This is a genomic window from Dactylosporangium vinaceum (genome assembly GCF_019904175.1).
Lineage (GTDB): Bacteria > Actinomycetota > Actinomycetes > Mycobacteriales > Micromonosporaceae > Dactylosporangium > Dactylosporangium vinaceum.
In genome coordinates, this window is record NZ_CP061913.1 from 4462310 (window position 1) to 4480075 (window position 17766).

General features: G+C 70.8%; 16 protein-coding genes. 4 read left to right on the plus strand and 12 right to left on the minus strand.

The window, feature by feature from the left end; translation table 11 throughout:
• Positions 1-58 precede the first annotated feature (58 nt).
• The 4 genes from Dvina_RS19805 to Dvina_RS19820 all read right to left on the minus strand — a co-directional run bounded on the left by Dvina_RS19805 (position 59) and on the right by Dvina_RS19820 (position 2945).
• Positions 59-1120 (minus strand): DICT sensory domain-containing protein, encoded by a 1062-nt coding sequence (locus Dvina_RS19805; RefSeq protein ID WP_223103952.1) that lies wholly within the window; start codon positions 1118-1120, stop codon positions 59-61.
• 39 nt (positions 1121-1159) lie between these two features.
• The gene (locus Dvina_RS19810) at positions 1160-2020 is read right to left on the minus strand and encodes a hypothetical protein (protein WP_223103953.1); all 861 of its coding nucleotides are present in this window, start codon (positions 2018-2020) and stop codon (positions 1160-1162) included.
• The gene (locus Dvina_RS19815; RefSeq protein ID WP_223103954.1) at positions 2014-2331 is read right to left on the minus strand and encodes a PadR family transcriptional regulator; all 318 of its coding nucleotides are present in this window, start codon (positions 2329-2331) and stop codon (positions 2014-2016) included. The genes Dvina_RS19810 and Dvina_RS19815 overlap by 7 nt, the downstream gene beginning before the upstream one ends.
• 89 nt (positions 2332-2420) lie before the next feature.
• The gene (locus Dvina_RS19820) at positions 2421-2945 is read right to left on the minus strand and encodes a DUF5666 domain-containing protein (RefSeq protein WP_223103955.1); all 525 of its coding nucleotides are present in this window, start codon (positions 2943-2945) and stop codon (positions 2421-2423) included.
• A gap of 207 nt (positions 2946-3152) precedes the next feature.
• Here Dvina_RS19820 and Dvina_RS19825 point away from each other — a divergent pair, with 207 nt between their 5' ends.
• Positions 3153-4319, plus strand: coding sequence for an amidohydrolase family protein (locus Dvina_RS19825; RefSeq protein WP_223103956.1), 1167 nt, complete (start codon positions 3153-3155; stop codon positions 4317-4319).
• Positions 4320-4351: 32 nt separating this feature from the next.
• On the opposite strand, the gene Dvina_RS19830 is transcribed toward Dvina_RS19825, so the two are convergent.
• The 6 genes from Dvina_RS19830 to Dvina_RS19855 all read right to left on the minus strand — a co-directional run bounded on the left by Dvina_RS19830 (position 4352) and on the right by Dvina_RS19855 (position 10406).
• Positions 4352-4786, minus strand: a complete 435-nt coding sequence (locus Dvina_RS19830) for a GNAT family N-acetyltransferase (protein WP_223103957.1) — start codon at positions 4784-4786, stop codon at positions 4352-4354.
• Positions 4787-4852: 66 nt separating this feature from the next.
• Positions 4853-5644: an SAM-dependent methyltransferase gene (locus Dvina_RS19835; protein WP_246656322.1), complete on the minus strand. Its 792-nt coding sequence runs from the start codon at positions 5642-5644 to the stop codon at positions 4853-4855.
• A 141-nt stretch (positions 5645-5785) separates the two neighbouring features.
• The gene (locus Dvina_RS19840) at positions 5786-7228 is read right to left on the minus strand and encodes a GH1 family beta-glucosidase (RefSeq protein ID WP_223103959.1); all 1443 of its coding nucleotides are present in this window, start codon (positions 7226-7228) and stop codon (positions 5786-5788) included.
• Positions 7225-8127 (minus strand): carbohydrate ABC transporter permease, encoded by a 903-nt coding sequence (locus Dvina_RS19845; RefSeq protein ID WP_223103960.1) that lies wholly within the window; start codon positions 8125-8127, stop codon positions 7225-7227. The genes Dvina_RS19840 and Dvina_RS19845 overlap by 4 nt, the downstream gene beginning before the upstream one ends.
• A gap of 4 nt (positions 8128-8131) precedes the next feature.
• Positions 8132-9064, minus strand: coding sequence for a carbohydrate ABC transporter permease (locus Dvina_RS19850; protein ID WP_223103961.1), 933 nt, complete (start codon positions 9062-9064; stop codon positions 8132-8134).
• Positions 9065-9131: 67 nt separating this feature from the next.
• Complete coding sequence (locus Dvina_RS19855) at positions 9132-10406, minus strand: ABC transporter substrate-binding protein (protein ID WP_223103962.1); 1275 nt, start codon at positions 10404-10406, stop codon at positions 9132-9134.
• Between the two features lie 257 nt (positions 10407-10663).
• On the opposite strand from Dvina_RS19855, the gene Dvina_RS19860 reads away from it, so the two are divergent.
• On the plus strand, positions 10664-11677 hold the full coding sequence (locus tag Dvina_RS19860) for a LacI family DNA-binding transcriptional regulator (RefSeq protein WP_223103963.1): 1014 nt from the start codon (positions 10664-10666) through the stop codon (positions 11675-11677).
• Positions 11678-11728: 51 nt separating this feature from the next.
• On the opposite strand, the gene Dvina_RS19865 is transcribed toward Dvina_RS19860, so the two are convergent.
• On the minus strand, positions 11729-12085 hold the full coding sequence (locus tag Dvina_RS19865; RefSeq protein ID WP_223103964.1) for an ester cyclase: 357 nt from the start codon (positions 12083-12085) through the stop codon (positions 11729-11731).
• Positions 12086-12520: 435 nt separating this feature from the next.
• Here Dvina_RS19865 and Dvina_RS19870 point away from each other — a divergent pair, with 435 nt between their 5' ends.
• Both Dvina_RS19870 and Dvina_RS19875 read left to right on the plus strand, forming a co-directional pair.
• Complete coding sequence (locus Dvina_RS19870; RefSeq protein WP_223103965.1) at positions 12521-15856, plus strand: glycoside hydrolase family 3 C-terminal domain-containing protein; 3336 nt, start codon at positions 12521-12523, stop codon at positions 15854-15856.
• A gap of 142 nt (positions 15857-15998) precedes the next feature.
• Positions 15999-16838 carry an alpha/beta hydrolase gene (locus Dvina_RS19875; protein WP_223103966.1) on the plus strand — a complete coding sequence of 280 codons (840 nt, stop codon included), beginning with the start codon at positions 15999-16001 and terminating at the stop codon, positions 16836-16838.
• Between the two features lie 82 nt (positions 16839-16920).
• On the opposite strand, the gene Dvina_RS19880 is transcribed toward Dvina_RS19875, so the two are convergent.
• Positions 16921-17649 (minus strand): hypothetical protein, encoded by a 729-nt coding sequence (locus Dvina_RS19880; RefSeq protein WP_223103967.1) that lies wholly within the window; start codon positions 17647-17649, stop codon positions 16921-16923.
• Positions 17650-17766: the final 117 nt, after the last annotated feature.

Genomic DNA, 17766 nt, shown 5'->3' on the forward strand with positions numbered 1-17766 from the left:
CCCGGCGGGACCGCCCGCCGGGGCTCATGACAGGTCGACAATGCCCGTCGAGGGCCTGTTACGGTCGTGCTTCGGAATCGCCGAGAGTAGCGATCGGGATGCCCTTGGCGACACTCCAGTCCAGGCCGGCCCGGACCCGCTCCAGCGGCACCGGACGGTCCCGGGTGACCAGCACGACGCAGGTCATCCGCGGGACGAACGAGTGCATACCCTGCAGCCGGGCGACGTCCTCGGCGATGCGGTTGGCCAAGGCCACAGCGTCGTCATGCGCCAGCGCCGGGAGGATCAGCAGCAGGTCGTCGCCGGATCGGACGGCCCGGTCGACCGGCCGCAGAGCCGCCGTCACCACCCGGACCACCTCGATCGTCGCCATCGTCTCGGCGCGGCGACCAAGGCGTTGCGGGAGGTCGTGCGGGTGCTGCAGCCGGATACCGAGCAGCGCGAGCGGCAGGGTACCGGCGGCGGTCGTGCCGGTGTCGCCGAGCCAGTGCTGCGCGCTGCGGTCATCGGTCAGCTCGCCGGTGCCCCGGTCCGGGCGCTCGGCGGGGCGAGGCTGCCGCTCGCGTCGCTCCAGCCGTTCGGCCAGCAGCCGGATGGACGCCTCGGCCCGCAGCTCACCGGATGCGCCGGGCAGGTCACGGGCGCGGTCCAGGACGGCGTCGATGGCGGCGACGGTGCCTGCCCGCAACCGCGGGCCGAGGACGCTGCGCAGCCGGGTCACCTCATGCAACGCCTCGTCGCGGCGGAACCACCAGGTGGCATCGAAGAGCCGGCCCGCCTCCAACGTGGCGGCGGCGCTCACCTGCTCAAGGTCTCGCGCCACCAGCACGGCGCCGAAGCGCGGCGTGAGCACCGCGACACTCCATTCACGGGCGAGCGGCTCGTCACCGCGGAGCGGCACCGTGTCCAGGTGATCAGGGCCCCCGGCACCGTCCAGCCCGACGCCGGCAACGACCGTCGCATCGGCCTGGGCCGCGATCTTGGCGTAGACGGCGCGCTCGCGCTCGAAGTACACCTGCTGCTGGAACAGGCCGAACACGACCATCGGCGAATCGTCGGCGGCGAAGAGCGCAGCCTGCTCGATGGCGTGCGAGATCGTGACCAGGGACTGTTTCGTCATCTGCACGGGGTGTTGCCCAGTACGCGGCACGTCGAGAGCCTATGGGACCTGCGCGGCGAGCGCCATTGGACGTCCTTGGGAGTCCGGGCCCGGGCGGCGGGTGCCGGTAAGGGTTCCCAGGGCGAAGCCGCCGAAGGTGAGGTACATCGTCGGGTCGATCGGGACTTCGTCCTGGATGGTGAAGATTTCTTCGGGGTTCGGGTAGGGCAGGCCGAGCGAGCTGCCGGTGAGTGAGCTCAACAGCCACATCGGGCTGTACCCCCAGTGCCACGGCGTGTCCGCGGAGGGAATCGTGCCGTACATGACGACCGGGACGGCAGCATCGGCGAAGAGGATCACGCCGAGCACACCGACCACCCATGCCCAGCCGACGCGGCCCCGGCCGGCCAGGCGCGCGGCTACCGCGAGCGTGCCGGCCAGGCCGGCGAAGAACAGCAACGCGGCCGGCGTGTGCCGGCCGTACTGGTCGGTGCCGTCGAGGCGGTACAACGCGCCGCAGAGCGCACAGCCGGGAATCGTCAGCGCCGGCACGAGGGCGAGGCTCCGGAGGTGCCGCACGGCGTAGCGGCGTCCGACGACGGTCATCAGCACCGCGCCGCCCACGGCGGCCGGCGAGCTGAAGCTCAGCAGTGCCACCGCCGTGGTCGCCAGCGGCAGGAGCAGCACCAGGCGAACGACAGGCCATGCACGTGCCGCCGCGGCGGCGGGGGAGAAGGGGCGTACCGCCGGCCTCGTCGCGGCCAGGCTGAGAGCGAAGCGCAGCATCTGCCAACGGCGCCGCTGCCCGGCGAGCAGACGGACCTCGGCGACCCACTCGTGGCGCATCTCCTCCCGCAGGTCGGCGGGCCAGCGCCGGGCGGCCAGCACCAGCAGCAGCGCCGCGAGCCGGCCGGTCACCACGCCGGCCTCGGGTCGGTCGCCGCCGGCGCCCCGCCGAGCTGCCCGCGCAGCTCGGCCAGCACCTGCCGGGCCTGCATGGCACCCTCCCCGGTGAGCCGGTACAGCCGTCGCGCGGGGCGGCCCGCCTCGGCCGGGTCGATGCGCTCCCAGCGTCGCTCGAGCCAGCCGGCCTCGGTCAGGCGGTGCAGGATGGGGTACAGCGTGCCGCTGGCCAGGCCCGCACGCTGCATGAGCGCAAGCCCGTAATGGTCGACGTCCGGGTCGGCGAGTAGTGCCGCCAGCACCCGCGCCGTTGGCACGGTGATCCGCATCGCTGGACTATATCGGTGGTCTACATAGGGTGCAAGCCCGTGCCGGTCAGCCCGCCGCCGGCGTCCCTCAATCCCGTCGGCGCCGGAGATTACTGCGTCGGGGTGTCTGACGCAGCGGACGGCGAACTGATGCGGGTGGCGGTGATGCTCGAGTCGTCGGCACGCCCGGTGATGACCACCATGGCGCCGATCGGGAACCTGGCCGCCGACGACGGGTCCTTTTTCGTGCCGAACTGGGTCTTCGACGTGATCGTGACGGTGAACGTGGCGCCGGCCCGGGTCCGGACCGTCCAGGTGTCACCGGACTGGGTCTGCACGGTACCGCGGATCGTGTCGTTGGTCGCCGCCTTGTGTTTGGGCGGCGTGGAGGTGGCCGGTGGGGCGGCGGCCGCAGGGGCCGGCGGCGGCGAAGAGTTGGAGGCGGCGACGGCCCAGCCGACGCCGCCGAGCGCCAGCACCCCGGCCGCCACGACCGCGGCGATCACCGCAATGCGGTGGCGCCGCAGGAACGAGCGCTGCGGCGGCGTTTCCTCGATCACGAGACCGGCGGCCGGCGGCCAGTCCGGCGACGTGGGAAGCTGCCCGGTCGGTCCTTCGGGATGCGGGTCTGCCATGAGGCAATCGTGCGGGCCGGATCGTTCGACGGTGTTCGGGAAACGTCAGCGTTGTGTCAATACCGTCATCGCTGCTGCGCCGGTCCAGGCGCAAGGGGGATTCTGATCCACCGCGGTCGATGCTGATGCCACGCTGAGAGCGATCCGACGCCTCTACGGTGGTCCGTCTACGTTGACCGGTGTGTCGAGCGGGTTTGAGGAAAGCGTGTGGTGACGATCCGAGTGGCCCGGATCTTCGACGGCGAGCGGCTGCATCGTGACGGCGGCGTGGTAACCACGGCCGGAGGCCGGATCACCGAGGTGCGACTCGGCGAACATCCGGACACCGCGGACCTGATCGAGGGCACACTGCTGCCCGGCCTCATCGACTGCCACGTCCACCTGTGCGCCGATGCCGGCCCGGCCGCGCTCGACCGCATGGCGCAGGCCACGCGGGACGAGGTGACCGCCACGATCGAGACCTCGTTGCGCGCGCACCTGCAGGCCGGCGTGACGACCGTCCGCGACCTGGGCGACCCGCACAGCGCCGTGCTGACCAGTCGAGCCCGCACCCCGAACGTCATCGCCTCGGGCACGCCGCTGACCACCCCCGGCGGTCACTGCTGGTTCCTCGGCGGCGAGGTACGCGGCCCGGACGCGGTCCGCCGAGCGGTGCGCGACCGGGCGGCCGAGGGAGCCCAGGTTGTGAAGATCATGGCCAGTGGCGGCGTGTTCACCCCCGGTACCGACACGGCCGGCACCCAGTTCACCGACGAGGAGCTGGCGGCGGCCGTCGACGAGGCCCACGCGCACGGCCTTCCGGTCACTGCGCACGCCCACGCCCACGCCGCCGTCTGGCAGTCGCTGCACGCCGGAGTGGACGGCATCGAGCACTGCACCTCGGTGACCCGGTCCGGCGCACACGTCGACGACGAGCTGGCTACCGCACTGGCCGCGGCCGGCGTCGCGATCTGCCCGACGCTCGGGTCCGATCCGGCCGTTGTCGTACCGCCGGAGGTGCTCGCCATGGCCGAGCGCGCCGGCCTCACCGAGGCCGGCCTGCAGGATGGCGTGGCCCGACTCGTCAACGCCGGAGCGCGGATCATCGCCGGGTCCGACGCCGGCATCGGCCCGGCCAAGCCACACGGTGTCCTGCCGCGAACCATCGAGGAGTACGTGGCCAGTGGCATGGACCCGGCCTCCGCGCTCGCCGCCGCCACGGTGCATGCGGCGGCGGCCTGCGGTGTACCGCAGCGCAAGGGCCGCATCCGACCCGGCTTCGACGCCGATCTGCTGATCGTCGACGGCGACCCGACCGCCGACATCACCGCCCTGCGCCGGCCGGTGAACGTCTACCTCGGCGGGGAGCCGATCACGATCGCCGCACGGTCCTGACGGCCGCCGATGCGCGCCGGTCGGCAGCTGGACTACAGCTGTCGGGTGTAGACGATGAAGTCGCGGTGCTCGCCGAGCTGGTCGTACAGGCGGCGGGCGGCGTCGTTGTGCCGTTGGGTGTGCCAGTAGAGGCGGGCGCAGCCCTGGTCAGCGGCCCAGGCCGACACCGCCTCGATCAGGCTCCGGCCGACGCCCCGCCCGCGCACGTCCGGGTCGGTGAACAGGTCCTGCAGGTAGCAGAGGTCAGCTGATGTGGTGCTGGGGTGCACCAGGAAGTGCGCGATGCCGACCAGGCGGCCGTCCAGCCGACCACCGAGTGCGTGCATCGTCTCCGCGCGCATGAACGTCTGCCAGGCCTGCTCGTAGCGCTCAGCCGGCCAGCTGCGGCCGTAGAAGGCGTTGTAGCCGGCGAACAGCGTCTGCCAGGCCTCACGATCGTCGGGCCCCAGCGCAGCGACAGCAATCATCGATCCATTGTGAACGACAGCGGCCCCCGGCATGTTCCGAGCTTCTTCCCCGTCGACGTTCCCTGATCAGGGTTTGCGGGCCACCCCGCCGTACAGCGCCACCTGCGCGTCGGTGAGGTCGACCGGCTCGTCGGGGCGCCAGTGCAGGATCGGCACGACGCCCGGGTCGACCAGGTCGAGGCCGTCGAAGAAGCGGGTGAACTCGGCCCGGGAACGCAGTCGGCTGGGCATGCCCTGGCGGCGCATCACCTCGACGAACCTCGCCCACGCCTCCGGGTCGTAGTCGGCGGTGACGTGCGTGAGCACCACGTAGCTGCCGGTCGGCAGGCCGTCGACGAGGCGCCGCACCACGCCGTACGGGTCGCCGTCGTCATCGACGAAGTGCAGGATCGCGAACAGCAGCAGCGCGATCGGGCGGTCGAAGTCGAGCGTCGCGCGGACGGTGGGCGAACGCAGGATCTTGTCCGCCTCGTGCAGGCCGGCGTCGACGTATGTGGTGCGGCCCTCGGGGCGGCTGGTCAGCAGCGCCCGGGCCTGGGTGAGCACGAGCGGGTCGTTGTCGACGTAGACGATCCGGGCGGACGGGTCGACCCCCTGGGCGACCTCGTGCACATTGGGCGAGGTCGGCAGGCCGGTGCCGATGTCGAGGTACTGGCGCACACCGGCCTCGGCGGCGAGCCAGCGCACCGCCCGGCGCATGAACGCGCGGTTCTGCCGGGGCGCGGTCGCGGCGTTGGGGTTGACCTTCAACCCCTCCGCAGCGGCGGCCCGGTCGGCCGGGAAGTTGTCAGTGCCGCCGAGCAGGAAGTCGTAGACCCGGGCCGGGTGGGCGCGTTCGACGTCCAACGGCTCGGCCACGATGCCTCCAGTGTCCCTCGGCGACGGCCCGCCAAGCATAGACGCCGCCGAGTCCCGGGCGCCGGGCCGGAACATTGCGTACCGACCGGCGGTGCCTGTCTTGCGGACCGTCGTGCTCACGCTTCGGCCGCGGCCGTCGCCTTACCGCGGGCCGGCCGGGCGCTCGCGGTGGGCCCGCAGGCGCTCGCGCAGCCAGTGGTAGCTGGCCTTCGGAGTGCGCTCGCCGGTGGCGTAGTCGACGTGGGCGAGGCCGAAGCGGGGCCCGTAGCCGCGAGCCCACTCGAAGTTGTCAAGCAGCGACCAGTAGAAGTAGCCGAGCAGCTCCAGGCGGTCGTCGGCGGCCGCCGCCCGGGCCGCCGCGGCCAGGTGTGCGGCGATGAACACCATGCGCTCAGGGTCGGGTTCCGGAGTCTCGCGCAGCTCCGCGCAGCCGTTCTCAGTGATGTACACCGGCGGCAGCCCCGGGTAGCGAGCGGCCAGGCCGGTCAGCGTGTCGAAGAGGCCCTGGGGCTCGATCGGCCAGCCGAGGTCGGTGGTGGCGACGCCGGGCGGCGGCACCGTGCGCACGCCGATGTCGGCCGCGCTGCGCCGGGCCGGGTCGGGCTGCGCGAGCGGAGCGTTGACGGCGTGCAGCCGGTAGTAGTAGTTCACGCCGAGGAAGTCCAGCGGGGCGGCGATGATCTCGAGGTCGCCGTCGCGGCGGAAGGACAGGTCGCTGACGCCGGCGTAGAGCCGCTCGAAGCCCTCGGGGTAGGTGCCGTCCAGGAGCGGGTCGGCGAACTGCCGGTTGAGGACCGCGTCGAGGCGCTGCGCCGCGGCCCGGTCGGCGTCGGTGTCGCTCGCCGCCACGACCGGGGAGAAGTTGAGCGTGATACCCACCCGGGCCCGGGCGCCGGCCGCGGCCCGGATCGCCGCGGCCGCGCGGCCGTGGCCGAGCAGTAGATGGTGTGCGGCCGCGAGCGCACCGTGGCCCTCGGTGGCGCCGGGGGCGTGCCGGCCCTCGGCGTAGCCGACGATCGAGGAGCAGTACGGCTCGTTGAGCGTGATCCAGTCCTGCACCCGGTCCTGCAGGACGCCGGCGACCAGGCCCGCGTACTCGGCGAACCGGTCGGCGGTGTCGCGGGCCCGCCAGCCGCCGCCGTCCTCCAGGGCCTGCGGCAGGTCCCAGTGGTAGAGGGTGACGAACGGTCGGATGCCGCGCTCGCACAGGGCGTCGACGAGCCGGTCGTAGTAGTCCAGCCCGGCCTGGTTCACCGCGCCGCGCCCGGCGGGCAGCACCCGCGGCCAGGCGACGGAGAAACGGTAGGCGTCGACGCCGAGGCCGGCCAGCAGCTCGACGTCGTCGCGCCAGCGGTGGTAACTGTCGCAGGCCACCGCCCCGGATGTGCCGTCGGCGATGGCGCCGGGCCGGCGGCAGAAGACGTCCCAGATCGACTCGCCGCGGCCGTCCTCGCCGGCCCCGCCCTCGATCTGGTACGCCGCCGTGGCCGAGCCCCACACGAAGCCGGGCGGCACGTCGGGCAGCAGGGCCGCCGCACCGGCCGCGGCCCGCGCGGCGCTCGCGTTGTCGAACGTGATGCTCATCCCTTGACCGCTCCCTGCATGATGCCGCCGACGATCTGCCGGCCGAGGACCATGAACACGACGAGGATCGGCAGGGTGGCGAGCAGCGTGCCGGTCAGCGTCAGCGTGTAGTCGGTGGTGTAGCCGCTGGCCAGTGCCGACAGGGCGACCTGCACGGTCGGGTTGTCCTGCAGGACCACCAGGGGCCAGAAGAAATCGTTCCACGCCTGCATGAACGTGAACAGTCCCAGCACCGCAGCCGCGGGCCGGGCGGCCGGCAGCACGATGTGCCAGTACAGGCGGAAGGTGCCGCACCCGTCGACCCGTCCGGCCTCCAGCAGCTCGTCCGGGACCGCCCGGCCGAGGTACTGCGTCATGAAGAACACCCCGAACGCGGTGACGAGCCCCGGGACGATGACGGCGGCGAGGTGGCCGGTCCAGCCGATGTCGGCCATCAGGATGTACAGCGGGATCACGCCGAGCTGGTGCGGCACCATCGACGTGCCGACCGCGAGGGCGAGCAGCCACTTGCGACCGCGGAAGCGAAGCTTGGCGAAGGCGAACCCGGCCAGGGTGGAGAAGAACACCACCGACACGGTGATCGAGCCGCTGACGATGAACGAGTTGAGCAGTGCGAGGCCGAAGTCGGTCGTATCGAAGACGCGGGCGATGTTGTCGAACAGATGCCCGCCCGGCACGAGGGCCGGCGGCACCCGGGTGACCGCGTCGGGCGTCTGGGACGAGACGACGAGCGACCAGTACAGCGGAAAGACGGACCCGGCGACGACGGCGAGCAGGGCGGCGTAGGTCCAGGCGGAGCCTCGGCGCGGATAGCCGAACCGGCGGCGGCGCCGGGCCGGGCGGGGCGTGGGCGGCGGAGCGGTCGGGGCCGGGGTGTCCGCGAGCGTGGTGGCAGTCATCGGCTCAGTCCTCGTCGTTGGCGATTCGCCGGGTCAGCAGCAGGTTGGCGACCGCGACCACGACGATCAGCAGGCACAGCGTCCACGCGATAGCGGAGGCGTAGCCGAAGCGGAACTCGCGGAAGCCCTGCTCGTACATGAACAGCGCGATCGTCTGGAACTGCCGGTCGGAGCCGCCGGTCGGCGTCTGGGAGCTGGCGAACAGCAGCGGCTCGGCCATGATCTGCAGGCCGCCGATGGTCGAGATCAGGGTGGTGAAGATGATCGTCGGGCGCAGCATCGGCACCGTGATCCGGCGGAACTGCTGACCCTGGGTCGCCCCGTCGAGGTCGGCGGCCTCGTAGAGGTGGTTGGGGATCGCCTGCATCGAGGCGAGGAAGATCAGCGCGTTGTACCCGGTCCACCGCCACGCGATGATGCTGGAGATGGCCAGGTGGGAGCTCCAGGTGTTCGCCTGCCAGTCGACCGGCCCGGCGCCGAACAGGTGCAGCACCCAGTTGACCATGCCGAAGTCACGGCCGAAGAGCTGGGTGAACACGATCGTCACCGCGACGATGGAGGTGACGTTCGGCAGCAGGACACCCATCCGCAGGGCGGTGCGGGCGCGCAGCCGGTGGTTGAGCAGGTGGGCGATCCACAGGGCGGCGAGCAGCTGCGGCACGGTGGACAGCAGCCAGATACTCAGGGTGTTGCCGAGGGCGTTCCAGAAGTACGGGTCGCTCAGCAGCTCCGAGTAGTTGGCCAGGCCGACCCAGTGGTGGGCGCCGGCGTCGAGCAGGTCCCAGTCGTTGAACGACACGTAGGCCGTGTAGAGCAGCGGGAACAGCCCGAACGCGGCGAAGAGCAGGAAGAACGGCAAGATGTAGAGGTACGGGGAGGCCTTGGTGTCCAGCCGGCTCAAACCGGCCCGGCGGGCCTGCTGCAGGTATGTGGCCATCGTCGATTCCTTCGTCGCCGGGGGCGGCGGCGGCCCGCAGTGAGCCGCCGCCGGCACGGGAGGTGCGTTACTTGGCGAGCCGGTTCACGTCGCTGACCGTCTGCTTCCAGGAGTCCTCGGGGGACTGCTTGCCCTGCTCGATACGGACGAGGCCGTCGCGGATCGTCGTCTGGATGTCACCGGCCCGGGGCCCCTGGTACTGCGGCTTCAGCTGCTTCGCCGCGGCGGTGAACAGCTGCCCGACCGGCGCGTTGTTGAAGAAGTCGCTGGTGAAGTTGGCGATCTCCGGCTTGTCGTACAGCGCCGGGATCGACGGCAGGTTGCCCTGCTCGGTGAAGACCTTGGCCTGCTGGTCGGGCGCGCTGAGCCAGGCGGCGAGGGCCTTGGCCTCCTCGATGTGCTTGCCCTGCTTGGGCACGGCCAGGTACGAGCCGCCCCAGTTGCCGCCCCCGCCGGGCACCGCGGCCACGTCCCACTTGCCGGCGGCCGCCTTGGACTGATCCTTGATCTTCGTCATCATCCAGGCCGGGCAGGCGATGGTCGCGAACTGGTTCTTCGCGAAGCCGTTGTTCCACTCCTGTGAGCTGCCGATCAGCTTGGCCGAGAGGTTGGCCTGGATCGCCTGCACCGACAGGTCCCAGGCCGCGCGGACCTCGGGGTTCGTCCCGACGATGATGCTGTTGTCCTCGCTGTAGTACCCCTTCGCCGCCTGGCCGATGATGCCGTTGAACAGCTGGCCGCCGCCGTCGAAGAACGCGCTGCCGGCCGGTGCGTGCTGTGCGTACTGCTTGCCGAAGGCGATGTACTTGTCCCAGCCGTCCTTCCAGGCCGCGGACACCTGGTCGCGCTCGAACGGCATGCCCGCCTGCTGGAACAGGTCGCGGCGGTAGCAGATGGCCAGGCCGCCGACGTCGGTGCCGTAGGCGATCTGCTTGCCGTCCTTGGTCAGCGACGCCTTCCACTTCCAGTCCAGATACTCGGACTGCCGCGCGGTGCCGAGGTCGACGAAGAGGTTGCCGCGCTCGCGCATCTGGGCGATGAACCCGGTGTCGATGCCCTCGATGTCGCCGGCGCCCGAGCCGGCCGCGAGGTGGGTGGCCAGGTCGCGGTGGTGGTCGTTGTAGGCGGCGGTCTTCTCCTGAATCTTGACGTTGGGGTGGTCCTTCTCGTACAGCGCGTAGAGGTTCTTGTAGCCGAAGTTGCCGAACAGGTTGACCGTCAGGGTGATCGGGCCGTTGCCGGCGGCGCCGGCATCGGTGCCCTTGTTGGTGCCGCACGCGGCCAGCAGCACGGCCGTGGCCAGGGCGGCCGTGGCTGTGCGCACCAGTCTGGAGCGAAGCATGCGTCTGGTTCCTTCCGTCAGCGAGCTCTGTAACCGGTTACATGTAACCGGTTACAGAGCCGTCGCCGTTGAGAGTGGGGTGTGAAGCCATGGATTGGAGTCGGAGCGCCCGGCGGGTGGCGGGAGCGCTTCCATGTCCAGTCTTGGCGGAGCTGTGGGGGCATTGTCAAGTCTCGAAATGATAACGGCCGATGCGTGCTTGACTGTCCGCAGGCACCGCTGTTACGGTCCTGAAACCGGTTACAGGAAAGCGGGGCATGGCCACCATCAGAGAGCTGGCGCGGCACTGCGGCGTCTCGGTCGCCACCGTGTCACGCGTCTTCAACACCCCCGAAGTCGTCAGCCAGGAGACCCGTCAGCGCATCCTCGACGGCGCCCGGCAGATCGGCTACCTGCCGAACGAGTCGGCCCGCACCCTGGCCACCAAGAAGTCCCACCTGGTCGGCCTGGTGTGGGACACCGACCACCGCCGGCCCGGCTGGCGCCACCCGTTCCTCCAGGAGATCCTGGTCGCGCTGAAGACCGCGCTGAGCGGGTACGGGCTGCACCTGCTCATGCTCGCCGCGGCCGACTCGACCGACCCGGACGCCCGGCAGCGCTACCTGCGCGCCGTGCACCGGCACAGCCTCGACGGCCTCGTCATCATCGACAACGGCGACCGCGACCCGGCGGTGCTCACCCTCGCCGACGCCGACGTCCCGTGCGTCGCCCTCGACCTGCGCGTCACCGGCCCGAAAACCACCTACGTCACGTCCGACAACGCCGGCGGCGCCGCCCTCGCCGCCCGCCACCTCATCGAGCGCGGCCACCGCCGCATCGCCACCATCACCGGTCCGCAGCAGACCTGGCCCGGCGCCGAGCGGCTCACCGGCTTCCGGTCCGCCCTCGCCGGCGCGGGCATAGCACTGCCGGCCGAGTACGTCGTGGAGGGCAACTTCTACCTCGACGGCGGCCATGCCGCGATGCGCCGCCTCCTCGCCCTGCCCGACCCGCCGACTGCCGTATTCGCGGCCGGCGACGAGATGGCGATCGGCGCCATGCGGGCCGTGAGCGAGGCGGGCCGGCACGTCCCGGGCGACGTCGCGGTCGTCGGCTTCGACGACATCGACGTCGCCGCCCTGGTGCCGCCGGGCCTGACGACGATCGCCCAGGACAAGGCGGGCTTCGGCACGGCCGCCGCCGAGGCACTCGTCACCATGCTCCGCGACCCGGGCGAGCCCTGTGAGCCGACCCGCCTGCCGACCACCTTGATCGTCCGCGGCTCCACCTGACCCACCCGGCGACCCGGCCACTGTTCCGGCCACCGGCTGTGCATGGTGTCTTCAGCGTGGTGGCTGACTCTGCTGGTACGTCCACATCTCGGCCATGAGACCGTCGACGAGGCGCACCAGCCAGATGAGGTGGCCGGGGGAGTCGGTGGGTTGCTGGGGCCGACCGACGGAGCCGGCGACGGCGACGAGGTCGTTGTCGCCGAGGACGGTGTGGACGGTGAAACGCAGGTCCGGACGCGCGGCTCGGATGGCCTGCACGGCTTGCTTGACAGCTGCGGGTCCGGTGGCCTCGGGGTGGGCGTGGTCGACCCAGTCGGGATGCAGGATCTGGTCGGCGATCGTGGTGTCGCCGGTGTTCCACATGTCGAAGTAGCGCATGACGGTCGTGCTGGCCGGTCCGCTCGTCATCGACGTATCCCCCGTATCCGATGCTGATGGCGCTGACGCGATTGATCATGCCGCATCGGCCACGGCGACCTCCGCTGCGGTGAGCAACGCCTCGCACGGGCCGGCCCGGGCTCCGGCCGGACGCCGAGGCGGCGTGCTGCGACGGGATCGCACGAGGCGGGTATCGAAAGGCCCTCGCGTCACATTTTTTTCGAAACGCCACGGTCCTGCCAATTCATTTACAGCGGTCTATTATGTGCCATTGGCGATCGGCGGAGGTGATAGTCAGCGGCGGCTCACCGGGCCGTGCGGCAGCGGGACGGCAGTACAGATCCATCGAGCGATCGGGAGTTCGCCACCTTGGACACAGGAGACCTTCACGTGGTGAAGACCAGTGCCGCGCTTTCGCGAGGGAGCAGGCACGGCAGGGGCGCCAGGAGACCGGGGCGCAGGTTCATGGCGTTCGGGCTGGCGTGCGTCGTGGCGGTGGGCGGGCTCGGCGCGTTCGTGCGGCCGGCTGCGGCGTCCGCCGAAAGCATGCCGGCGTACAGAAACACCTCCCTGCCGTTCAGTGTCCGCGCGGCCGACCTGGTTTCGCGTATGACGCTGGAGGAGAAGTACGACCAGCTGATCGCGATGCAGCCGCATGCGACCTGGCGTCCGAAGCCGAAGGCGATCGACCGGCTCGGCGTGAAGTCGTACGGATACTGGGGCGAGGCGAATCACGGAATCTATTTCCCGACCATCCCCGGCAACAGCAATTACACGCAATATCCGCAGAGCACCTCGATTGCATCGACCTGGAATCCGGCCATCACGCAGCAGATCGCCGGCGGTATCGCTGACGAGGCCCGCGTAACGTACAACACGTCCTGCCCGCCGGGTGTGGCGAATCCCAGCCCCGTCGGTGGCGCCTGCCATGGCTTGACGTATTGGTCGCCGAACCAGAACCTTAACCGCGATCCCCGATGGGGGCGGGCGGACGAGTCGTACACCGAGGATCCGTTCCTGGCCGGCCAGGTGGCCGGCGCCTTCGTGACCGGCTTGCAGGGCGACACCTCGTCACGCCCCGACACCGTTCCGACCGGAGCGCACGACTACGTGCAGGCGGTCGCCACGCCGAAGCATTACCTGGCGAACAACTCGGAGGCGAACCGCGACTTCGGCACCTCGAACTTCACCGAGCGTTCGATGCACGAGTACTTCCTGCCGCCCTTCGCGGCCTCGGCCGGCGGGGCGGGCGCACGGTCGCTGATGGTCGCCTACAACGCCCTCGGCGAGGTGGAGAACTACACGACCGACTATCCGTCGGCATCGAGCTACCCGAGCCTGTGGAGCCCCCGCGACAACGTCACCCCCGGCGGTACTCCCGGGACGCCCGCCGCGGCGAGCCGCTACGCCATCGAGACCATGCTGCGCAGGTCGTACGGCTTCAACGGGTACGTCGTCTCCGACTGTGATGCGATCACCCGCGTGTATGGAACCGGGACGTCAGGACACTCCTGGCAGCCCGTCCAGCTCGGCGGCCAGACGCAGATCGGCAAGACCCTCGGCAACGCCTGGGCACTCAAGGCCGGCACCGATCTCGACTGCTCCGGCGGTGACTACCCCACGGCGACAGGACTCCCGGCGGCGCAGAGCCAGGGCTTCATCAGCGAGGCCGACGTCGACATCGCGCTCGTGCGGGCCTTCACGGCGCGGTTCCAGCTGGGCGAGTTCGATCCGGTCGCCTCGGTCCCGTGGAACAGCGAGTCGTACTCGCTGTCGGCGGCCGGCGATCCGAATGTCAAGCTGGCATCGCCGGCGCACCGTGCCATCGCGCACGAATCTGCCCTCGAAGCGCCCGTGCTGCTGAAGAACGCGGGCAGCACGCTCCCGTTCGCGGGCGCGGCGACCGGGAAGACCGTCGCGCTGGGGCACGTGGACTCTCTCAACGCGTTCCAGTCGGGCTCGTACTCCGGGCCCACAGCGCTCAACACCACTTTCGCCCAGGCGCTGGCCGAGCGGACGGGGTCGTCCGCCTCGGCCGTGACCGCGGGTTCCAGCACGCCGTTCCTGTCCAGCCACCTCGCGGTGTTCCCCAACGTCCTTGACGCCAACGGCACCGCGATCACGACCTCGGTGTGTGCCAGCAGCCCCTGCGACCCCGTCGCGGACGCGGCGACCGCCGAGTACCAGATCTCGCAGGCTGACAATGTCATGGTGGTCGTCGGTCACCGCAACAACGACGGCGGCGAGGGCGCGGACCGCTCCACGGTTGTCCTGCCGCGCATGCAGGCCGAGCTGATCCGGGACTCGATCGCCCCGCTCGCCAGGAAGTACGGCAAGAAGATCGTGGTCTGGGTCCAGGCCAAGACCATGGTCGACGTCAGCGCGTTCAAGGACCTGCCGGGCGTAGGGGCGATCGTCTGGTCGTCCTTCAACGGCATGTACCAGGGTAAGGCGATGGCGGAGCTGCTGTTCAACGACGCGGTGACGCTTGAGGACGGGCGTGCCGCGGTGGCCAACTTCTCGGGCAAGCTGCCGCTGACCTGGTACTCCGACGTTGACGCCCAACTCGGGCCGGCGGCTGCTCCGGACCTCGCGATCGAGGACTACCGGATGACCAAGGCGGAAGGCGCCAAATGCGGCCGGACGTACCTCTACTACCAGGTCGGTCCCGGCTGCGCGGCTCCACACTATGTGTTCGGCCAAGGTCTGTCGTACTCGCCGTTCGTCTACGGCGCCCCGAGGCTGTCCGCCTCGAGGATCACTCCCGACGATTCGGTGACGGTCTCGGTGCCCGTGTCGAACCGGGCCGCCAACAGCCCGGGCAAGGCGGTCGTGGAGGTCTACGCCAGAGCGCCGAAGGGAGCCGACGGAAACCAGCGCCCGCTGAAGCAGCTGAAGGGTTTCGTCAAGAGCGGCCTGATATCCGGTACCTCCCAGACGGTCAAGGTCACCATTGACGCCGGTGATCTGTGGTTCTGGGACGACGTGCAGCACAAGAAGGTGTACCCCACCGGCGACTGGACCATCCTGGCCGGTCCGAGCTCGGCCGACGCGGACCTGAAGTCGGTGACCCTCCGGGTGACCGGACACCGCACGGCCGGCGTCGAGGTGGTCTCGGCCCAGCCGGACGCCACCGAGTTGAGCCTCAACACCCCCGACAACCGGATCAACGCCCAGCTGTCGGTCACCAAGCACGACATGACGTTCTGGGACCTTGCCGACCGGGCGCTCAGGGTGCAGTACACCTCCTCCAACCCGGCGGTCGCGACGGTCGACGCCGCCGGCTCGGTCAGGCCCGTGTCGACAGGCGCCGTCCTGATCACGGCCAAGGCCACCGCCGACGGACAGAGCAAGTCGACGACCTTCCCGGTCGTGGTGACCTCCGGCGTGCCGGACGCCACCGGCTCGGCGTTCCCGAACGCGTACACGTCGCGAGTCGACTTCGGTGACCGCGAGGTCACGCTCGACCAGGCATCCGCGGGGACCAGGCTGGCGGCGAGTATCTTCCCGGCCAACCCGGCCACGACGTACAGCTACCAGATCGCCCCAATGGACACCAACACCGCCGCAGCGACCGTCACCTCGGCGGGCGTCCTGACCGCGAACAGAACCGGCCACGTACGGGTCACGGTCACGGCAACCAATGCCGGCGTCCAGACGTCGGAGTCCGCCCTGGTCACGATCACCCGCAAGTGCCGGTTCGGGGCGCTGGGGCCACCCCCGGCCGGCGACGGCGGACCCCGGCCACCGGCGAGGTGCCGGCCGACCGGGGCAGCGGACTCGTTCGACCCATGGCCCTGACCATCAGCAGACTCCGCGGCCGGCTGCGAGCGACCCACCCGAACTGCCGGGTAGCCCGGGGACGTCAGGTCCTCGGGCTACCCGCAGTGCGGCACCATCTCGTCGGCACCCACCGCAGCCCCGGCGACGGCATGATGGACCCATGCCCGATCTTCAGCCCATCCCCGAACCACGCACGACGCTGACCCACGCCGGCTGCGTGGTCTCGACTCCCCTCGGATACCGCCCGTTGCAGCTGGATCTGCACGTGCCCCCGGGCGACGGCCCGTTCCCGGTGCTGCTCTGGATACACGGCGGCGGCTGGGTCGGCGGCAGCCGGGTGTGGACCGTGGACCAGCGATTCCACGAGCGCATGGTGGGCCGGGGGTACGCGGTCGCCGACGTCGACTACCGGCTGGCGCTGGAGGCCACGTACCCGGCGCAGCAGGCCGACATCGAGGCCGCCATCCGCTGGCTGCGCCACCACGCCGCGGCGCTGCGGCTCGACCCGGGCCGGTTCGCCGCGCTGGGCGAGTCGGCCGGCGGCCAGTTGGCGGCGATCGCCGGGCTTACCGGCGCCGGCGACACTGCGCTGCAGGCAGTCATCCTCTGGTACGGCTCCACCGACCTGTCCAGCCTGCGGAACCAGGACGACCCGTTCACGAGTCCGGCACTGCTGCTCGGCGGCCCGCTCGCCGAGCGCGCGGCCTTCGCACGGCTCGCCAGCCCCTTGCACAACGTCCACCCGGACGCCCCGCCGTTCCTGCTGGTACACGGCACCGACGATGAGGTCGTCCCGTTCGCGGACGCCGTCGGCTTCGCCGCGGCGATGCGGGCCCAGGGCGTACGGTGCGACGTGCTGCCGGTCGAGGGCGCGGGCCACGTCTTCACCGGCGCGAGCGTCGAGGTGGGCACCCTCACCCAGACCGGCGCCGACTTCCTCGACGACGTCCTCGGCCACGCCGCGAGCTCGCGATCGGCATCGTCAAACGCCTCCGAGTGACCCGGCAGGGCCGCGGCAACGCCGCTTTGAGTCGGCACGCTCCTGACCGGCGGGCCGTGGCGGCCCGCCGGTCCCGTTCGGGTCAGCACCAGGGGGCGGTCAGCTCCCCGTTCGTGCTGCTGATGATGCCGGTGCCCTGGTCCACGATGACGACCCGGGCGGTGAGCCAGCCGGCGGTGGCGACGCGGTAGCAGGACAAATAGGTGATGTTCCAGCCGCCGTAGAAGTTGGTAAGCGACTGCAGATGGCCGTACGCGTCGGTGGGGGCGTCGCCCAGCAGCGTCAGGAGGCTGTGGCCGGTGCCGGGGAAGTTCGGGTCGTAGGAGTAGAACTGGACCCGCTTGTTCGGGGTGAAGCTCGACGTCGTGTACAGCTGGGTGTGGTACGGGTAGCCGCTGCGCACCTCGTTGACGGAGATGCCGTTGGTCGGTGTGGCGGTGGGCAGCAGGATCGTGTAGGGCGCGATGCCGTTGTCGACCCGGGCCCGGTCCCGGCTCGCGGGTGGCACACAGACGTGGTCCGAGGGGCGGGTCTCGCGCCACACGTAGCCCGACTTGCAGGTATCGGGGCCCCACGCCCCGCCGTTGGGCTCCCGGCGGGCCGGGCCGAGCGCGTTCTCGCCTCTGGTGGTGTCGCGCTGGGTGGGCGTGACGCATACCAGGTCGCCGGGCACCGCCTCTCGCCATACGTAGCCGTTCGCGCAGGTGTACGGGCCGTAGGGCAGGTCTGCCGCGGCCGGTGCGGCGTCGACGGTCAGCAGGCCGGCGAGCAGCGCGAGTGCGGCCACCAGCCCTCGAAGTAGGCGTTGCATGTCGTGCTTCCCTTCGTCGTTCGGGCGTTGCGAAGGGACGGAGCCGCCATGCCGGGTCTTGATGCGGTGGGCCGGCTGTCGCCTGCCGGACAAAGCGGTCCGATGCTGCCGTGGCGG